20 protein-coding genes, 3 tRNA genes and 1 pseudogene are annotated in these 17,668 nt (G+C 54.8%); 18 read left to right on the forward strand and 6 right to left on the reverse strand.

The features are described from left to right. Positions 1-91: 91 nt before the first annotated feature. The gene (gene cysS / locus C0039_RS07895; RefSeq protein ID WP_101517768.1) at positions 92-1,468 is read left to right on the forward strand and encodes a cysteine--tRNA ligase; all 1,377 of its coding nucleotides are present in this window, start codon (positions 92-94) and stop codon (positions 1,466-1,468) included. A gap of 27 nt (positions 1,469-1,495) precedes the next feature. On the opposite strand, the gene folD is transcribed toward cysS, so the two are convergent. Continuing rightward, positions 1,496-2,341 carry a bifunctional methylenetetrahydrofolate dehydrogenase/methenyltetrahydrofolate cyclohydrolase FolD gene (gene folD, locus C0039_RS07900; protein ID WP_076000996.1) on the reverse strand — a complete coding sequence of 282 codons (846 nt, stop codon included), beginning with the start codon at positions 2,339-2,341 and terminating at the stop codon, positions 1,496-1,498. A 209-nt stretch (positions 2,342-2,550) separates the two neighbouring features. On the opposite strand from folD, the gene C0039_RS07905 reads away from it, so the two are divergent. From C0039_RS07905 to C0039_RS07975, 15 genes are all read left to right on the forward strand, one after another. Then, a tRNA-Pro gene (locus C0039_RS07905) sits at positions 2,551-2,627 on the forward strand. 51 nt (positions 2,628-2,678) lie between these two features. Continuing rightward, positions 2,679-2,754 (forward strand) — tRNA-His (locus C0039_RS07910). Positions 2,755-3,014: 260 nt separating this feature from the next. Next, positions 3,015-4,280, forward strand: coding sequence for a tyrosine-type recombinase/integrase (locus C0039_RS07920; RefSeq protein WP_101517769.1), 1,266 nt, complete (start codon positions 3,015-3,017; stop codon positions 4,278-4,280). Beyond that, positions 4,277-4,768 carry a hypothetical protein gene (locus tag C0039_RS07925; protein WP_101517770.1) on the forward strand — a complete coding sequence of 164 codons (492 nt, stop codon included), beginning with the start codon at positions 4,277-4,279 and terminating at the stop codon, positions 4,766-4,768. The genes C0039_RS07920 and C0039_RS07925 overlap by 4 nt, the downstream gene beginning before the upstream one ends. Positions 4,769-5,195: 427 nt before the next feature. Next, positions 5,196-5,363: a hypothetical protein gene (locus C0039_RS21040; protein WP_165787062.1), complete on the forward strand. Its 168-nt coding sequence runs from the start codon at positions 5,196-5,198 to the stop codon at positions 5,361-5,363. Next, complete coding sequence (locus C0039_RS07930) at positions 5,363-5,761, forward strand: CHC2 zinc finger domain-containing protein (RefSeq protein ID WP_101517771.1); 399 nt, start codon at positions 5,363-5,365, stop codon at positions 5,759-5,761. The genes C0039_RS21040 and C0039_RS07930 overlap by 1 nt, the downstream gene beginning before the upstream one ends. Further along, positions 5,751-6,881 (forward strand): AAA family ATPase, encoded by a 1,131-nt coding sequence (locus C0039_RS07935; protein ID WP_165787063.1) that lies wholly within the window; start codon positions 5,751-5,753, stop codon positions 6,879-6,881. Before C0039_RS07930 ends, C0039_RS07935 begins: the two co-directional genes overlap by 11 nt. 11 nt (positions 6,882-6,892) lie before the next feature. Further along, positions 6,893-7,147: a hypothetical protein gene (locus C0039_RS07940; RefSeq protein ID WP_133125962.1), complete on the forward strand. Its 255-nt coding sequence runs from the start codon at positions 6,893-6,895 to the stop codon at positions 7,145-7,147. Between the two features lie 471 nt (positions 7,148-7,618). Continuing rightward, positions 7,619-7,882: a hypothetical protein gene (locus tag C0039_RS20905; RefSeq protein WP_133125963.1), complete on the forward strand. Its 264-nt coding sequence runs from the start codon at positions 7,619-7,621 to the stop codon at positions 7,880-7,882. 458 nt (positions 7,883-8,340) lie between these two features. Beyond that, on the forward strand, positions 8,341-9,882 hold the full coding sequence (terL, locus tag C0039_RS07950; RefSeq protein ID WP_101517775.1) for a phage terminase large subunit: 1,542 nt from the start codon (positions 8,341-8,343) through the stop codon (positions 9,880-9,882). Between the two features lie 2 nt (positions 9,883-9,884). Continuing rightward, positions 9,885-10,316 (forward strand): hypothetical protein, encoded by a 432-nt coding sequence (locus C0039_RS07955; RefSeq protein ID WP_101517776.1) that lies wholly within the window; start codon positions 9,885-9,887, stop codon positions 10,314-10,316. After that, positions 10,313-11,197, forward strand: coding sequence for a hypothetical protein (locus C0039_RS07960; RefSeq protein WP_101517777.1), 885 nt, complete (start codon positions 10,313-10,315; stop codon positions 11,195-11,197). Before C0039_RS07955 ends, C0039_RS07960 begins: the two co-directional genes overlap by 4 nt. Then, entirely contained in the window at positions 11,175-12,041 is an 867-nt protein-coding gene (locus C0039_RS07965; protein ID WP_101517778.1) for a hypothetical protein, read from the forward strand. The genes C0039_RS07960 and C0039_RS07965 overlap by 23 nt, the downstream gene beginning before the upstream one ends. Next, a complete protein-coding gene (locus C0039_RS07970; RefSeq protein WP_101517779.1) occupies positions 12,038-13,663 on the forward strand; it encodes a hypothetical protein in 1,626 nt (541 codons plus the stop codon). Before C0039_RS07965 ends, C0039_RS07970 begins: the two co-directional genes overlap by 4 nt. Beyond that, entirely contained in the window at positions 13,660-13,872 is a 213-nt protein-coding gene (locus tag C0039_RS07975) for a hypothetical protein (RefSeq protein WP_101517780.1), read from the forward strand. The genes C0039_RS07970 and C0039_RS07975 overlap by 4 nt, the downstream gene beginning before the upstream one ends. Before the next feature lie 40 nt (positions 13,873-13,912). Here the strand turns inward: C0039_RS07975 and C0039_RS07980 are convergent, their stop codons facing one another. The 4 genes from C0039_RS07980 to C0039_RS21045 form a co-directional block, all read right to left on the reverse strand. After that, positions 13,913-14,314 carry a hypothetical protein gene (locus tag C0039_RS07980; protein WP_133125964.1) on the reverse strand — a complete coding sequence of 134 codons (402 nt, stop codon included), beginning with the start codon at positions 14,312-14,314 and terminating at the stop codon, positions 13,913-13,915. A gap of 22 nt (positions 14,315-14,336) precedes the next feature. Next, positions 14,337-14,651 carry a hypothetical protein gene (locus C0039_RS07985; RefSeq protein ID WP_101517782.1) on the reverse strand — a complete coding sequence of 105 codons (315 nt, stop codon included), beginning with the start codon at positions 14,649-14,651 and terminating at the stop codon, positions 14,337-14,339. A 143-nt stretch (positions 14,652-14,794) separates the two neighbouring features. Beyond that, complete coding sequence (locus tag C0039_RS07990) at positions 14,795-15,160, reverse strand: hypothetical protein (RefSeq protein WP_101517783.1); 366 nt, start codon at positions 15,158-15,160, stop codon at positions 14,795-14,797. Between the two features lie 9 nt (positions 15,161-15,169). Next, positions 15,170-15,343 (reverse strand): hypothetical protein, encoded by a 174-nt coding sequence (locus C0039_RS21045; RefSeq protein WP_165787064.1) that lies wholly within the window; start codon positions 15,341-15,343, stop codon positions 15,170-15,172. A gap of 148 nt (positions 15,344-15,491) precedes the next feature. Between C0039_RS21045 and C0039_RS07995 the strand changes: the two genes are divergently transcribed. Then, positions 15,492-15,568, forward strand: a tRNA-Arg gene (locus C0039_RS07995). 152 nt (positions 15,569-15,720) lie between these two features. Here the strand turns inward: C0039_RS07995 and C0039_RS08000 are convergent. Beyond that, a pseudogene (locus C0039_RS08000) lies at positions 15,721-15,846 on the reverse strand (transposase); the annotation flags it as partial. A 298-nt stretch (positions 15,847-16,144) separates the two neighbouring features. On the opposite strand from C0039_RS08000, the gene C0039_RS08005 reads away from it, so the two are divergent. Continuing rightward, a complete protein-coding gene (locus tag C0039_RS08005) occupies positions 16,145-17,653 on the forward strand; it encodes a wax ester/triacylglycerol synthase family O-acyltransferase (RefSeq protein WP_101517784.1) in 1,509 nt (502 codons plus the stop codon). Positions 17,654-17,668 lie beyond the last annotated feature (15 nt).

Consider the following 17,668-nt stretch of genomic DNA (forward strand, 5'->3'; position numbering starts at 1 on the left):
GCGGACGCTGCTGGCATTCTCGCCCTGGCGGGAAACCAGCGGTGATGCAGCCGCGCGCTGGAAAAAGTTAGGCGAGAATAGGGAAGAGATTATGCCACTAAGACTTTACAACACACTCGGTGGTGCCAAAGAGGTGTTTGAGCCGCTGGTGCCGGATGCAGTGACCATGTATGTGTGCGGCCCCACGGTTTACAACCTGGCGCACATTGGCAATGCTCGCCCCGTGGTGGTGTTTGATGTCCTGTTTCGCCTGCTGCAGACGCAGTACGGCACCGTGACCTACGCCCGGAATATCACCGACGTGGATGACAAGATTATCGCTGCGGCAAAACAGGGAGATCGCAGCATTGAGTCGGTGACCGAGGAGTATACGGCCAAGTACCGCGAGGATATGGCCGCTCTCAACGCGCTGCCACCCACACTGGAACCTCACGCAACACATCACATCGACGCCATGATCGAGCTCACCTTGACGCTGATTGAGAAGGGGCATGCCTACGAATCTGACGGACATGTACTGTTCGCGGTGGAGTCCATGGAGGACTACGGTAAGCTGTCGGGGCGCTCCCTGGACGATATGCTTGCCGGTGCCCGTGTGGAAGTCGCTGACTATAAACGCTACCCGGGAGACTTCGTGCTGTGGAAGCCGGCGGCTGCAGCAGACCCGGGATGGGATAGCCCCTGGGGCCGCGGACGCCCCGGCTGGCACCTTGAGTGTTCGGCAATGATCCGGGCACTCCTGGGTGAAACCATCGACATTCACGGTGGCGGCCGCGACCTGATTTTTCCCCATCACGAAAACGAAATTGCCCAGAGTCGCTGTGCCCATGGCGGTGACTACGTGCGCTACTGGATGCACAACGCCTACCTCGATATAGACGGCGAAAAGATGAGCAAGTCGCTGGATAACTTCCGCACGGTGCGTGACCTGTTGCAGAGCTATCGCGGTGAGGTGTTGCGTTTCGCCTTGCTGTCGGCACATTACCGTTCGCCCCTGAACTTTTCTGCCGAGCTGCTGGATCAGGCACAGTCAACCCTGGATAGCTTGTACAGTACGTTACGATCAGTAGAGGACGTTGCCTTGGATATGGACGTCAGTCTGGATGGAGAGCCGTTTTACGCTGCGCTTAATGACGATCTCAACACCCCGGAGGCCATTGCCGCGATTCACGCCCTGTCGCACCAGTTGCACAAAGCGACCGAGGATGAAAAGCCGGGTCTGAAAGCCCGTATGCTGGCGGCCGGCAACTTGTTGGGTATTCTCGGGGAAGACCCCCAGGAGTGGCTGCAGGGCACAACCGCTGATGACGCCATCGGCGCCGAGCAGATCGAGGAATTGATACAGGCGAGGCAGGATGCAAAGGCGGCCAGGGACTTCGCCCGTGCCGATGAGATTCGCGACCAGTTAATCGATAGCGGCGTGGTATTGGAAGATTCCCGTGAGGGAACCACCTGGAAGCGGGGCTGACACCCCGCCTTCCTTCCAGGGCAGTAATCAGCCCAGGCTTTTCTCGCCCGACTGCACACTCTGCTGAATCAGCGTATTGATGGTCATGGGGCCCACTCCTCCGGGTACGGGCGTGTAGGCAGAGGCTTTGTCAGTCAACGCCGACAGTTCAATGTCGCCGACGCCACCCGGGTGATAACCGGCATCGACAACCACAGCGCCTTCCTTGACCCAGTCCGCCTTGATGAACTCCGGCTTACCCACCGCGCCCACGAGGATGTCGGCCTGGGCGATGATTCCGGGCAGGTCTTTGGTGCGCGAATGGCAGATCGTCACCGTCGCATTTTTCTGCAGCAACATCATGGCCATCGGCTTGCCGAGAATGGGGGAGCGGCCGACCACGACAGCGTGTTTACCCTCTATCTCCACCCCATAGTGCTCGAGTATGCGCATTATGCCCTGGGGAGTGGCGCAGCCGTAGGCATCCTCGCCCATGGCCATGCGGCCAAAGCCGAGACAGGTGACGCCGTCCACGTCCTTGCTCAGGGCAATCGCGTCAAAGCAGGCGCGTTCATCTATTTGCGAGGGTACCGGGTGCTGCAGCAATATCCCGTGTACGTCCGGATTAGCGTTGAGTTCTTCAATCTTTGCCAGCAATTCATCAGTGTTGGTGGAAGAGGGCATTTCCACGGCCATTGAGTCCATGCCTACCCTGCGGCAGGCGTTGCCTTTCATTTTTACGTAGGTTGCTGACGCCGGGTCGTCGCCGACCAGGATGGTGGCCAGGATAGGGGTTTTACCGCCCGATTTTGCTTTCAGTTTTTCAACGCGGGCCAATAATTCGGCTTCGGTTTGTGCCGCCAGCGTCTTGCCATCCAATACCAATGCGGACATGGGTGTAAATCCTCTCGATGTGTCGAAAAAGGTGGGCCGGCCAGCCCTCCCCGAAAAGGCGCCTATTCTCCCACGAGCGGGCGGTAAAGTGGAAGAGCGGGGGGCAAAAACGCCGGCTAAATCACCGGTATTGGCGTTGACGCTCCCTCCCGGGATGAGTATTATGCGCCCTCCTGAAAAGGGGGCCATCAGGCCTTTCATGGAATCATCGGGGTATAGCGCAGTCTGGTAGCGCGCCTGCTTTGGGAGCAGGATGTCGGGAGTTCGAATCTCTCTACCCCGACCAACTTTCCAGCCTTAGAACGGTGAGTACGGTGATTCAGTCAGGAATGCGATGGTGGCCGTAGCTCATCAGGTAGAGCACCGGATTGTGACTCCGGAGGTGGCGGGTTCGAGACCCGTCGGCCACCCCAGTATTCGATGACATCTGCCGATGCCGCATCGAACCTCGACGGGGGTATAGCTCAGTTGGATAGAGCAACGGCCTTCTAAGCTGTTTAATTAGAATCTCTGAAACCCGCGTCACCACTGGCTTTCAAGCCATAATCCCCATAAAAGCCTGTTAAATAAGGGCTTTCAGGCTTCCCCTTTGTCTCTACATGGCTATATAATTTCTCCAGAGGATTACCCGCAGTTACGGTAATTTGCCCTCAAAATTACCCACAAGAGGCAAATGATGGAGTTCACCCACAAGACAATTCAGGCGTTGTCAGTCACCAAGCGGGACGAGTTGGCAGATGAGTCCTATCGGCATGGAAAGCGCAGAAGGGGTCTGATGGTTCAGGCCAATGTAAGCGGGAATCACCGCTTCCTGTATCAGCGAATGGTGGGCGGTAAGAAATACAAATTCACGTTGGGCCGCTTCCCTGAGTTAGGCCTCGCTGAAGCCAGAGAGATGGTGGATGCCATTAATGATTATGACGGGACTCCCAAGGAGGCTTGGGATGCACTCAAGCCCAAGGATGAGGATAAGAACGGCGATGTTCTAACCGTTGAGAAGTTGATTAACCAATACGTCGAAGAGTGTGAAGTCATTCGAAAGAATCGCGACTGGAAGGGCCAAGAGCGGGTGCTGAAAAAGGAACTTAAGCCCTACCTGCATATGCCTGCTGAAGACCTGACCAAAGTGCATGTCCTTGCCGTGGTCAACGCCTGCATTGACCGAGGAAGCGAGAGAACCGCCCATGAGGCGCTGAAGCAGATCAAGGGGATGTATGCCCGCGCCATGAACCAACACCGCAAGCGGAACAAGAAGGTCGAGAAGGGTGCGGTGGTCGCGACCATAGTGGACAAGTGGCTGGATATTTCAATGAATCCCGCTGCAGGGGTCGAGGTGCTCAAATACAAACCCAAGAGTCACCATTTTGATACCAAGGCACTCAAAGTCTTCCCCAGCAAGCTGCAGTCCAGTGATATTCGGGGGGATGTGAAGGACATCCTGCTGATTCAACTGCAGACATTTTGCCGAGTCGGTGAGGTGGCGGGTATGTCATGGAAAGAGCTAGATCTGAAGAAGGGCGAATGGGTGATTCCTGGTGAGCGTTATAAAACAGGTGATCCCCATACTGTGATGCTCAGCAAGCAGACCATAAAGCGCCTGAAGGAAATCAAAAAGAAGACTGAATCTGAATATGTGTTCCCGATGCCGCGATTCCCTGAGAAGGCAATGACCTCCGCAGAGGTGGCGCACCGCATTAACTATGTCCGTGATTCCCTGAAGGTGGATGAGGATTTCTCCAGTCACAGCCTGAGGCGCAGCGGTTCTACTTGGCTTGCCGCACAGAACCCCCCCTGTCCGTATGAGGTGAAGGAGCGCCTATTGGGTCACAAGATCGACACGGAGGGTGATATGGCCGAGCGTTACAACAAATACAAATACATGGATGAGCGCAAGGAGTGGACTCAGAAGTGGTGTGATTACCTGGAGGGCAAATTATGAGCTGGCAGGACTTCCATGAGGATTACGAATTACCTGGCGAGGCTGATGAGTTTGCACGGGATGTAACCTGGGTGAGGGAAGCAGTCTGTGCAAAGCGCACCCCAGATGATCCAGTAGGGGTGCGTGAGTTCCCATCAAAATGGCCTGCGATCGACGAGATATTGGAAACGTTTTATGGTCTAGATGGACGAATGGCTCATCAACTCGACAAACGCCATCAAATGCTAACTGGTAGGGATGAAACATTCTTCGCCTACTTACAAAAGGTTCTTGAAGAGCCGATTCCTGTGGATGGTTTGGCTAAGGATGAGGAAGCCTGCCTGTCATTCATCGGTAATCTCTGTGACCGTTGGGGCATAGATATCGAATCAGGAAGGAACACCTGCTTCTTTAACTTCATGCAAATTTTCATGGAGGGACTGGAATACAACTGGGACATGTACAAGCTGCCAGAACGCATCCAGAAACTGTACACCCCGCCATCCTGAGTAGCGTTTGCCGCGACTGTTTTCTCAGAGCAGTCGTCGCAAATGGCAAATAATCTTTGTGCTCTTATATGCATATACAAGCATATGGAGACACAAAATGACCAACCAAAGACCAGCCAAACCTGCCTATGAGGGCGATCACATTCTCTGGGTTCCTGACATTCAGGAACGCGCGAACTGTTCCGCTCAAGTTGTTTATAAGTGGTTATCTGAAGGCACACTGCCGAGCGTAAAACTTGGTGGCCGAAGAGGTTGCTGGGAATCAGATTTCCTGGAGACTACCCAACCTAAATCCGCATAGGGATAACCCACTCTGGAGAAGCAGTGGGAGCCCTATTCGGTGAAGATTTGAATCGCTTGGAGAAGCTGCTCAAATTCTAACCACTATGTAGGCTTTTCTCAACTGCTCTCCCACATGGAGAACAGTATGAACAACATTGTCGAATTCCCGTTGCGCCCCGGCATGCCGCTGTATCAACGCGCTCTGGCGCAAGCGTTGCGCGAGTATATGGCGCAGAGCGAACCCCAGCCCAGAACCCACGGTTCAGCACCCCCCGTTACGCCGGAAACCATTGCCAGGTTGAGGGGGAAGTAATGAACCTGTCAGCGGAACAGATCTGCAACGCGCTCCCGAAAGGTCGGCGTATCCGTGGCGACCAGTACAAGGCTTGCTGCCCCGCGCACGATGACAACTCCCCATCACTGAGCATTACCCAGAAGTCCGACAGGGTGTTGCTGAAGTGCTGGTCGGGTTGTTCGCAGGAGGAAGTGCTGGGTGCGCTGCAGGGTAGGGGGCTGTGGCCCAAACCCAGAGAGAAGTCTGGCTCAGCGGCCCCGTTCTATACCAAGGATGAGTTGGATTGGGCGCATCTCTGGTGCCTGACCTACCGCGACAACGTGAAGAAAGGCTACAAGCCCAGCCCTGAGGAAGATGCCAAGTTCAGGAAATACTCTGATCTTTGCTATCGGGAGGGTGTGGCCTATGTCAGCTAATCCAGATAAGTCGCTGGATGAGAAGCTGTTTGTTTTTGGTGAGATCACCGATGACCAGTTGGCTGCGGCAATGGGTGCTGGTGCGATCCGTCAGCGGAAGATACCACCAGAAGACTATCTGTTTACCAATGAGCAGGGTGGAGGCATCTTCAGTACCGTTGATTTCTGCCAGATCGTCGGTGGGACTGGGGCAGGGAAGACGCTATTTACCATACCCCTCGCTGTCGCCGTGGCCGCTGGCAGGGACTTCCTTGGCTGGAAGTGTACCCGTGCAAGGCGGGTGATTTACTTCGATGGTGAACTCGCTGAGATAACAATTCAGGAGCGACTGGAATTGGCGGTCAGTCAGTTGACTGAAGTAGAGCAGGCACTGGTCAGTAAAAACCTGTTCGTCTTTAACCGTGAATCCATGCTCACCGATCTTGGTATAGAGCTTGAGCCTTTGGACAGCGTTAAGGGTCGGGAGCAGGTTGAGTACCTGGTGGATGCCTTTGGCGCAGAGGCGGCGATGTTTGATTCAAGATTCTGTCTGCTCGCAGCGGATATGAAGGAATCAGGCTCCATGCCAACGGCCCTCATTCTGTCTCTACGGAGTCGGAAGGTATTTGATATGTGGCTGCATCATCATGGCAAGGATGCCACCAAAGGTGGTTACGGTGACAAGACAGCCGAGTTCCTGATGGACACCAATATCGAACTGTCCACTATTGATGGCGATCACCGTTTGGAGTTGAAGTTCCAGAAGAAGCGCAAGCAAAAGCCTATCAGTGAATCGCTGTATGCGGATATTGCGATTGAGCATAGCGCGGGTGAGTGGTTCAAGGCAGGCGAGGTGCCGAAAGACCGCAAGGGCACAGCCACTCACAGCAATGAGTCTCTGGTGATGAAGGCAATGGTGGCGCTCAACATACGCCGCCAGGACATTACCGACGATCTGGGAATGCACTACATCCCCCGCGAAGCTGTCAGGGAGTACCTGATGGATAACGGGTTTTTTGAGCGCACTCCTACGGGTGTCATGGAGAAGCCAGACCGCACGGCGATAAATAAAGCGATCAGGAACCTTCTGGGCGAGAAGCTGGAAGGCGACAGCAAACAACTGAGGATCTTAAAGAAATGAAGGAGAAAAACATGATCGACAAAGACCTTGAAGAGGTGAAAGAGGTAGTCGAAACCCTGACGGAGATACCGTTCAAACACCTAACTGACTGTGACAGGCTGCGGGTGAAGTTCTTCCTGCGGCTACACCAGGCGGTGAAGGAGGGCACTGCCGGGACACCATCGGCAGACCCAGCGGATAGCTCAGCGGAGACGCGGCTACTCAAGCGATACCTACTGACGGGGCCAACGGGCTACAACCCCAAGGGTTATAAAGACATTCACTGAGGATAACTCAGGCCTCTCTTATGCCCGATCCAGTGCGAGTGATCCAGTGATCCACCCCCTAGGGGGGGGGGTGAATCGCATCACTGTGGAATCATTGGAGAATCACTAACCGCATCACTCCCAAACCCAATAGCAGCAAGGGATTGAGCCTGATCCATGATCGCAGCGAATCACTACCGAATCACTCTACCGAATCACAGTGCCGAATCACTAACCGAATCACTCTAAAACCAATACCGTTATTCATTTAATCAATGCGTATAGACACCGTCATTGATTTGGTGAATGATACAGGCAAGTGTATTAACTGTGATGAATATGACTGACAAGACCAACGTTTTTGCGATGAAGACGCGATCTTCCCGAAAGCCTGGCCCCAAGCCTGGTACCCGCCATAGTGGAATGTTCCGCAGAGGCGAGGACCCTAGAAGGCACGTTCCCGACCAATCCCGATCCAGAGTGAGGAAGCAAGTGGAAGAGCTATGCAAAGAACACGCAGAAGACGCTGTAGAGTTCCTCAGCGGCCTCCTGGGCGACGATACGGCACCGATGAAGGAAAGGGTAGAGGCTGCACGGCAGCTCCTTGATAGAGGCTTTGGTCAGCCAGTGAGCAGGGTTCTGATGGCTAGTGTAGGCGAGGGCAACCAGTCCCCGTCAGAGATGAGCCTTGACCAGTTAATGCAGAAGGCTGGTGCCCTGCTCGAGCATCAGGGGGACATCGTCGATGAGCAATAGATGTGTAGGCCGATGTTGTTGCCCGCTATTGCTGGGCTCAGAGGTAATTGAGGGTAATACTGGAGGTAAACGGTGATGATGCCTAGCCTGACAGTGGCAGATCCCTCACACCGGGGAAGAGGGAAAGCAACGGAACCAAGAAGACACCCCCGGCATCGACTTGAGATTGATTGCTCATTGCAGTGCAAGACCACCCCCCAAATTTCTACAAATTCAGGAAATTGCCTAAACACCCCCTTTGAACCCCTCAATCCACAGCGTAAAGCCACCGATGAGACTCTAGATTCAACGATAAGGACTAACCCTTTGTCCGTGGATGGTATGAGTCTAGCGTCCCTTAGAGTGGGTTTCTGGCTGCTTCTTGCCACGATTGCTGGTTCGCGGCGTGAAGCTGTCTATGATGCTTTGCCTCTATTTCTGAGCGCGGTTTGTCGGGGTGCTATGGCGCGGAGTGCCCGATGAGCGAGATGAATACATCCGACCCGCAGGGTCTCCTTCAGGAACTGAAGCGCAGAAAGGATGCGCTGGATAGCCTGGCGGGTTTTAGGGAGTTCATGCACCCCTCGGGTCATGTGGACTTCCAGTTTCCCCACGCCGAGCACCATGAAATCATGGCTGCAGCGTTTGAGCGTGTAATGCGGGGCGAAACCCTGCGCTTAATGCTCATGTTGCCGTTTGCCAGTGCTAAATCCACGTTGCTTATACAGTTTGCGCTCTGGTGGCTGGCGAGAAACCCCTATCACCATATTTTGCGCGTATCAGCCACTCAAAGTCTGTCGGAACGGTTTGCGAGGCGCTGTAGAGCTGCAATACAGGAAAAAGAGTTCAACATGCTCTCCGGCACCACCTTGTCCAGCGATGTGCAGAGTGTGGCTAACTTCGCCACGACTGCCGGTGGTGGTATCACCTCTGCGGGTGTTGGCACTTCAATCATCGGACTTCGTTCTAACCTGAACCTATTGGATGACCCTGTAGCGAGTTGGGAACAGGCTCACAGTGAATCCCAGAGACAGGCACAGATAGATTGGTACTTCAGCGAAATGCGCTCCCGCCTTGTCCCCGGCGCACCGGAAATCATTGTTTCAACCCGCTGGCACCATGACGACTTGATGGGGCATATCCTCCGCTCTGAGGAAGCTGACACTTGGACAATTCTTCGTATTCCTATGGAATGTGATGACCCCGCAACGGACCCATTAGGTAGAGCGTTCGGAGAACGGATGTGGCCTGAGTGGTATACCGAGCAAATGGTGATGGAAGCCAAACGCGACCCCGAAAGGTGGAGTGGTTCTTTTCAACAAACCCCATTGCGGACGGAAGGTGATTTCCTCAATCCTGACGACTTTGAAATCATCGAGGAAGCACCGGAAAACATGGGCCGATACGGTGCCCTTGATTTAGCAATGACGGAAAAACAGTCTGCAGACGCTACGGTGATCGGCTGCGCGGGTATGGATGCTGATGGGAACCTGATTATTCTGGATATGCAGTGGGACCGCTGCTCACCGGAAAAAACACTGGAAAACCTCATCCAAGCGCATGAGAAGTGGAAGTTTTCCGAATGCTTGGTCGAGGACTCACCTGCCGAGAAGGTTTTCAGGGATTTAGCGCATAAATACTTCCGCATGAACGGCAAAATCATCCCCCTGATGAAAATGCCGACCCGTGGACGCGACAAGATGCAACGGGCGCAGTCTTTCAGGGGTTTGGCGAAGATGGGCACCGTCAAACTGCTCAGAGGCCCATGGAATGCTGACTTTATCCGTGAATGTACCGAATTCCCCTATGGCAAGCACGATGACGCCGTAGACGTTGCCGCTTTGTTCGGTCAACGGGCTGCAAAGATGTCCACCCACACCAGCGTTAAACCCATGAAGCGCCCCATGCGGTTTGCAACCCAATTGGGTGAAGACGGAAGGGCGTATACGACACAAACCCTTGATGAACTCTGGGAAGAGAATGATGACGTCAGTTGGCGTGAAAAATTAGTGAGGATATGAATATGCAAAATGAGGAAGAGATACTCCGCGAGATACAAGTCACTGCACAACGGCTGTACCCCGGTCGAGGCTGGGACCAGCTCAGCCCTCAAGAGCAGGAGGCTGTCTATCGAAGTTATTCCGGCGAGCGCGATGTTGCGGGAAACATGATTGCTCAAGGGCAGAGGACGATGAACAACGCCGGTAAGACGGTCGGTCCCTCACGGATCTACGTCAACAACCCGTGGGAAAGTTTGGCAGGTGGTTTGCAGGCTGGAATTGGAATCAGCATGGCGAACCGAGCCAACAAACAAGAGTCGTTAGGACGAAAAGCGAATGCCGATATGCTGACCCGCCGTGACGCACTGGATCGGGAAGACCGGCAGTCAGAGGCAAGGCGAGAGGAAGAGCGCCGCAGAGAGTGGCTCAGCGCCATTCTGGGAGGTCGACAGTGAACACTCAGAATCTGATTCAAGAGTACAGCTATTTGCTCGCAAGCATTGAGCGCCAGGCAGCAATGGGCAAGGAGGCACCGCCGCAAGTCCTGAGCAGGATGAACGCACTCTATTCTCGGGCAGCGGCAATGCTTTCCCCTGCAGAACAGCAGCAGGCACTGCAGGCAGTGGAGTCACTGAAGGCAGAACACCATGCCGCCTTTAACGCGCAAGAATCTCAAGCGGCGGCAAAGCAACAGGGCTATTACGCCAACAAGCTCGCGCAGGACACGGTAGGACTGGACTGGCACCAAGTCGAAGCAGCCGCCAAGGGCAAGGCGTTTCCCCGCAAGGGTGCAGGCACCGGCAAGATTCAAGCCTATGAGAGAACCGTCAAACAAGCCACCCAGATGCTCGGCAAGCCCAACATGACCCGCAAGCAGTTTGAGAATACCGTTGCGCGTTATGACGAGTTAAATCAGGCGCGGGGTGAGAAACAAGCTGACGATTACCTGGCGAAGCAGTTTGGCGAACGCGCACAACACGCAAAGCAGATTATTACCGATTACGAGAAGTCCGGTATTGGCCTGAAGGTCGGCTTGGCAGAGCGTAGAGGCATGGATACGGATCACTACGTTGAACCCTCTGAAGACCTGCAGATGCGAGCGCAAATTGCTACCGCTGCCGCAGAGACTGCCCTGCAGGACGAAGGAACACGCAGCTACCTGACTTCATCGGACAGCATTGACCCCGATTATCTGGAGTCTGAACACATGACCGGGGATATTGCCCGAGCCATGCAAGCGCATGAAATGGCAGCGGAGCAGCAGGAAATCGAAAACCATTCTGAGGCCGAATACGACATAGAGGATGAGGAAGATGTCCGAATACAATCTTACTGAACGCGAAAGACAGGCCAGAGCCAACGCCGACAGATTAAACGCAATACTCTCCCAGTCCAGCATTTCCGAGGGCAGTAGAGCCGCAGAGATCCGCGCCAGGGAGCAGGCAGCCGCCAGACTCCAGGCACAACGTACAGCAGCCGACCAGGCTGAATTCGACGCCGCGCTGGCAATGAAATATGGCGGCGGCCCATTCCGCGGTGCATCCATGGAAGCCCAGACGCTTAATGCTCTCTGGAAACAGGCCGAGGCACAGGGCATGAGCCGGGAGCAGTTCCAGGCGGAGATCGCCCAGCAGCGCGCCCAGCGACCGACAAGCGTCAGCACACCCCAGGGCACCTATACCAACCCCGGGTTGGACTTGTCCTTTATGGGCGTCACTCCCAAGGGGAGCACCCCGGAAGGTTTCACCCCGAAGAACCCGACCGAGGGCGCCAAGCGCGGCCAGTACACGGTGGGCACTATGGAAGCCCTGGATGCCCAGGCACCGGACTACACCCCCGGGCCAGTGGAGTCGCTCGCCAATGAATACCTGCCGGATTCTCTGAAGGGTTTCATGCAGTCGGGCGAGTACCGCGAAGCCAACGCTACTGCGGATGAATGGGCAAGGACGTTGGTATTCCTGCGTTCCGGCGCTACCGCTCGCCAGGAAGAGGTGGACGCTGCCAAGCAGAACTACTGGCCGCAACCAGGTGATGACGATGCGGATGTGACCAGGAAAAAACGACTACGCACGGAAGCCATGCTGTCAGCGCGAAAGGCCTACATCGACAAGCAGCAAGTCCCTGAGGGCGTCGATTTTATCTTTAACGCTGCTACCGGGAAACTGGAGCCAGTAAAATGAGAATTTACGTTGATGGAAAAGTCGTCGAATTCCCCGACGGCACACCCCAGGAAGAAATCGAAAAAGCCCTGGTCAGTTTCCGCAGGCCTGACGACGGCACTGCCTGGATGGAAGACTACAGCGCCGCGAATGAAGTAGGTGCTAAAGAGGCGGCATTGATTGGTGCTGGCCGGACGGTGGACAAATTCGCCACGGGCGTCACTGACTTGTTTGCCGGTGATGCCGAGCAGGCCCAGACCGCGAATGAGCAGGCCCAGGCCGACCAGGCCTATGCACAACTGCAGGACAAGCATCCCGTCGCCACTACGGTGGGCGAGATTGCAGGCTATGCGCCCTCTGGCATGATTCCCGGCGGTGCTGCCGTCCAGGTGGCTGTCGGCGGCCTGACAGGTGCCGCCATGTACAACAACCCGGAGGATCGCACCAAACAAGGCGTCATTGACGCGGCTATCAGCGCCGTCCCTTATGGTGCTGGCCGATTACTGAAAAAGAGCATGGGCGCCAATACTGGACGCTTGGCGAGCCGCGCTGATGACCTGGGCTGGCAACTCACCCCAGCGGAGAAGCTCAACGCCAGCGCACTGCGTCGCCTTGAAGCCAGCATGGAGTCCTTCCCCCCGACGGCTGGCCCCATCCGTAAAATGAAACAGCCCCGCCAGGCAGCAATGAACCGCGTTGCACTGGAGGCCATTGGCGAGAGCGGCGACGACTTCGCCGACGATGCGCTACTGGCAGCCCGGGCAAGACTGGGCGAGGTATTCGATACCACTATCAGGGGCAATACATTTGAGATCGACAACGCTTTCCTGAAGTCGCTCGCTGAAACAGAGGGCGCAGCAAAGTCCGGTCTGCTGGGCGGCGGCAATACGAGCAAGATTGTCGATAACATCCTGGACGTTGCCGCAAAGGGTGATGGCAAGGTCGCTGGCGATACCCTGCAGCAATGGCGCACGACACTGCAAACGGCGGCCCATAAAGCCTACCGCTCCGACACCGCGACCAAGGAATATGCCGACGCACTCGACGCAATGGTGAACTCCATCGACGACCTGGTGGAGCGCACCCTGCCTGGTGACGACCTCAAGGCCTGGAAGCTGGCCCGTAAACAATGGACGGCAGTGAAAAAGCTGGAGAAATCCAAAGCGATCCACGAATCCGGCGATGTCTCCGGGCGCAAGCTGGCAAACAGCCTGATGTCCCAGGACACCCAGGGCTATTACCGTGGCGCGAACAAGTCTGACCTTTACGACGCCGCGAGACTGAGTAAAGCCTATCCCCCCATGCCGGACTCTGGCACCGCGTCCCGGGCATCCATTCCCATGATGATGATGACGCCACCGGCCTACCTGGCTGGGGGTAATCTGGCCGCCAGGGCTTACGCCAACCCAAAGGCTGCAGCGCATTGGGGCGCTGTGGCTGGCCGCGCTGCCACACAGTCGGAACCGGCACCCAACAGTCCCCAGGCGTTTATGCAGGCCGCAACAGGCGGCGGCACAGCCCAGGCCTTATCCAGGGACAACCGTCAGCGGCAGATGCTGGAATTAATGAATGGTTCACTGAATCCCACGACAAACCTGTATGCACAGATGCTGAATCAATTCCGACGCGAGGAAGAAAAATGAACCCAAGCCCCGAGCAACTGGAAGTGATTAAGGCAGAGGTGAATGACTTCGTGCAAAACCACCCCAGCCTGACGGCATCTGAAAGGTTCTTTATGGCACACGCCATTGAGGTCGCAACTTACAGGGGCGTGACCTTCACACTGGCCGATGCCTTCGGTGTATTGCTCGACGTTATCGGGGAGGTTAACGCCGACTCAACCCTGCATTGACCTGTCTTATTTGAGGGTGTCGGCTTTCACCTTAGGGAGGTCATATCTTGCCGCTGCTTTCTCTGCACTTGCCGCTGCCCTCGCTTTTCAGATTGGCTATATCGACTTCCGAGCGATAGTCGAAGCGGTGTGAGTAACGGTCAATAAGCAGGCTGGATTCCCCATCGTGAAGAATGTAAGCGCTATCCAAAATAGAGAGTTCACGGTCAGTGCTTTTATTTTCGGGCCTGTATACCCCAAAAATATCACCGCTAACTTGGGCATTGATAACTTTCCCCCAAACGTTTTCCTCAATCCTCACTGTAAAGTTTTTAGAAACATACTCAGGCTTAGGGCTTAAGTCCGATGTCAATGCCACGGTTCCGCTACACACGAGTACGGTGTCAGCCTGCGTGCATCCGCCAATCATTAGTACAGTTAATCCTGAAATAATTCGTTTCATAGCGCCACTTTCCCATTTCACCTCAAGAGGGTTCCCTGCGCTGCTGTGGCAAGTCCGTACCAATGTTTTCCCATGTCGTGCGGAAAGCCTCCATTTCAAAGGACAAAACGAAGAGATGTTTGTAGAGCACACTACCCACACCAATCATTACCCCTGGTAGCGGTTCGCTTATTAATAGCCAAGAAACTATGCCCCAAAGAGCGCCACTCCCTAGCACGGTCCCGAAGCAAATTAGACTTAAAATCCATTTCTTTCCGACTTCAGCCCTGAAAACGCCAGGCTCATGCTGCACAAAACTAACAGCGTTGCCAATTAGCCACTCTGTACGCTCGCTCATTGAAACTATCTCCTTGTAAGAAAACTTTTAACGAGAATAGACGCAGTGTCTGAGAATAGGCGAAAGCAGAACTTCTCGCTGGCCGATGCTCACAGCGTATTGCTCGGATTGCATTTGAGAGAGCTTCAATACCACTCTCGTACCTACTTCATTTCGCAGCTACCGTAGTACTGCGACCCCCTCAACTTACCCATGAAAACAGTATTTCGACTATGAACCGCTGGTCCACTAATGACCCATGTTGTAGTCATGACATTCCCACTCGTGGTCACCTCAATGAACGTAACTTGTCCCTCTGAAGGAATCACAGTCACTTCTGAAGTCCCTTGGTTGCCCATTAGATAGCCTTTCCCCGATTCGTCGTCGACAAGGTAGCTCAGCTTGAAATCCTCTTCGCCAGTCTTTCCGTCCATCGAATAGCGATCAAAATGACAGTCAAAACCCATGGTCTCTGCATTCGCTTGTGATGTGTTTAGAAAAAAAATGGCGAGAAATATCGTTAGTCTCATGCTTACCCCTTAATGATCTTCCGGCTTTATCTCTCTGGCCAGACGCATATCCACAGCCTTCTCCAGGTACCGGAACCAAGGCTCCTTCCGACAGTTGGGATCGAGTTCTTCCAGCCTGTCCAGGGCCACGTAAATTGCTGAGAGGAGGTCGCCCTCTACCCAGCCTTCGTATTCGTCATCCATGATTGAAGCATAGACGGAAAACGAGCCGGCATCCTCCCATCTGACCCCGTGGGGCGCATAGGGGGCTACCTTTTAGACTGAGCGGCCCTCGCTGCTTCACGGGTTATCTTCTATATATGCCCACGATGCTTTATTATCCGCACCTTCCGCGCCAGTAGCTCAGTTGGATAGAGCATGCGCCTTCTAAGCGCACGGTCGAGGGTTCGAATCCTTCCTGGCGCGCCAATTACCCACAGAATTACCCACAATATCGCCAAAACCTCGCACTATATGGTCTAAATATGGCCTTCTAAGCCGTGGGTCGAGGGTTCGAATCCTTCTACCCCCGCCATATATACATGGCTCTTCCCCATTAAGGGGGGATGCACCGATATTCACTAAACCCGGTTAATGATACCGTCCCACCCGCAATGGGTTAAGACGCGCAATCGGTAGTTCTCAAAATTCCTGAACCCATAGGCCCTGCGGGTCATCATCTCCATCTTATTGTGGAAGCCCTCGGACGAAATGTGGGATGACTCCCCGGAAGTGCGACCCGGGTGGGGTATCCCCGTCATCGCGGTGGCTTTTATGGGCCTTCTGGTTTCCGGTTTCAGTGCATTGACACCTGATAATCACAATGGAGTATGTGTGGATCTCCTGGCCAGGTGTTTTTGCGGGCTTATAAGCTGTTATATTGACGACTTTTCGATGTTGATTGCTGTAGAACGAGCACAGAAGTGACATGGCTCAATGTTACGTCTACAAGCAACGCCACAAACTGCACTTCCCGCATCGCATGCCCATCATTGAGGAACCTACATGGAGCCGCTAACAAGTCTTGATGCTTCGTTCATTCTGGCAGAGTCGCCAGGAACGCCCATGCATATTTCCAGCATCTCTATCTATGACCCCTCAACCGCCCTGGAGGACAGCGCAGCGGATACGCCCATGCGCTTTAAGGAAATCATGTACCGCTTTGAACAGGCCATCTACGAGGTGCCGATGCTGCGGCGCCGGTTGGTGGAAGTTCCGGCAAATATGGACTTTCCCTACTGGATAGAGGACCCGAACTTCGATATCGAGTTTCATGTGCGCCATATTGCGTTGCCTGAGCCGGGTGACTGGCGTCAGTTCTTCATTCAGTTGGCACGTCTGCATGCAAGGCAGCTGGACATGGACCGGCCGCTTTGGGAAATCTATGTCATAGAGGGGCTGGATCATCTCGATGGCATACCCCCGGGCTCTTTTGCCGTGGTGCAGAAAGTCCACCACGCTGCCATGGATGGCATTTCAGTGAAGAAGATGTTCATGGCGCTGCACGACACGCAGCCCATACGGCGCGAACGGGCACGGCATACCGAACCGCTGTTGCGGGAACAGCGGCCAGGCACACTCTCGATGATGGTCAGGGCCACCGGGCAGGCGGCGAAGCGCCCGTTACGCCTGGGCAGGACTGCGGTGAGGGTGATAGAGAGTTTACGGCGGGTTGATAGAGCGGAGAAGCAGGGTGAGATTGATGCAGAGATCGTGCCGCCCCGTTGCCGTTTCAGTGGTGAGACCTCCCCTTACAGGGTGGTCACTGGAGCCAGCTTTGATCGCGAAGAGTTCATGCAACTCAGGCGCCTGTTGCCAGGCATCACGTTGAATGATCTTGCGCTGAGCGTCTGTGGCGGAGCCCTGCGTCACTACCTTCAAGAACGGGGCGAGCTGCCGGATGCACCGCTGGTAGCGCAGGTGCCGGTAGATATACGCGCCGTTGCAGAGCAACAGGGTGGCGGCAACCAGATCAGTACTCTCAATGCATCCTGCGGCTCTGATATCGAAGATCCTGTGGCGCGGCTGCAGGCAGTAAGCAAGTCTACCAGCGCAGGCAAAAAACGGCTGCAGGCGATGGGCGCATCGCTCATACCCGAGGCGATTGAGGCCATGGGGCCGCAGATCACCAAGGCCCTGTACAACCTTATCTACAATTCGGCCTCGGCCGGCCTGTTGGGTAAAATCATGCCCGAAAGTCCAAACCTGGTGTTCAGCAACATGCCTGGCCCCGTGGATCCTGTTTATTTTTGTGGTGCCGAACTGATCTGGGGCACCGGTCTGGGGCCAATCATGCCCAATAACGGCCTTTTCATCGCCGTCAGTTCGATTCGCGATAAAATGATTTACGGAGTCACGGCTTGCCGGGAGATGCTGCCTGATCCGGAACGCTTCCAGCACTGCCTGGAGAAATCCTATGAGGAAACCAGGCAGGCGTTGAGGCAACATGCAACACAAGAGAAAACCAGGGGCAGGCGTGGTCGGCGCAAAACCCAGGGGCCTGCTGGCAAATGAGAATTAGGCAGAACT

This window comes from Pseudohalioglobus lutimaris (assembly GCF_002866825.1).
Lineage (GTDB): Bacteria > Pseudomonadota > Gammaproteobacteria > Pseudomonadales > Halieaceae > Halioglobus > Halioglobus lutimaris.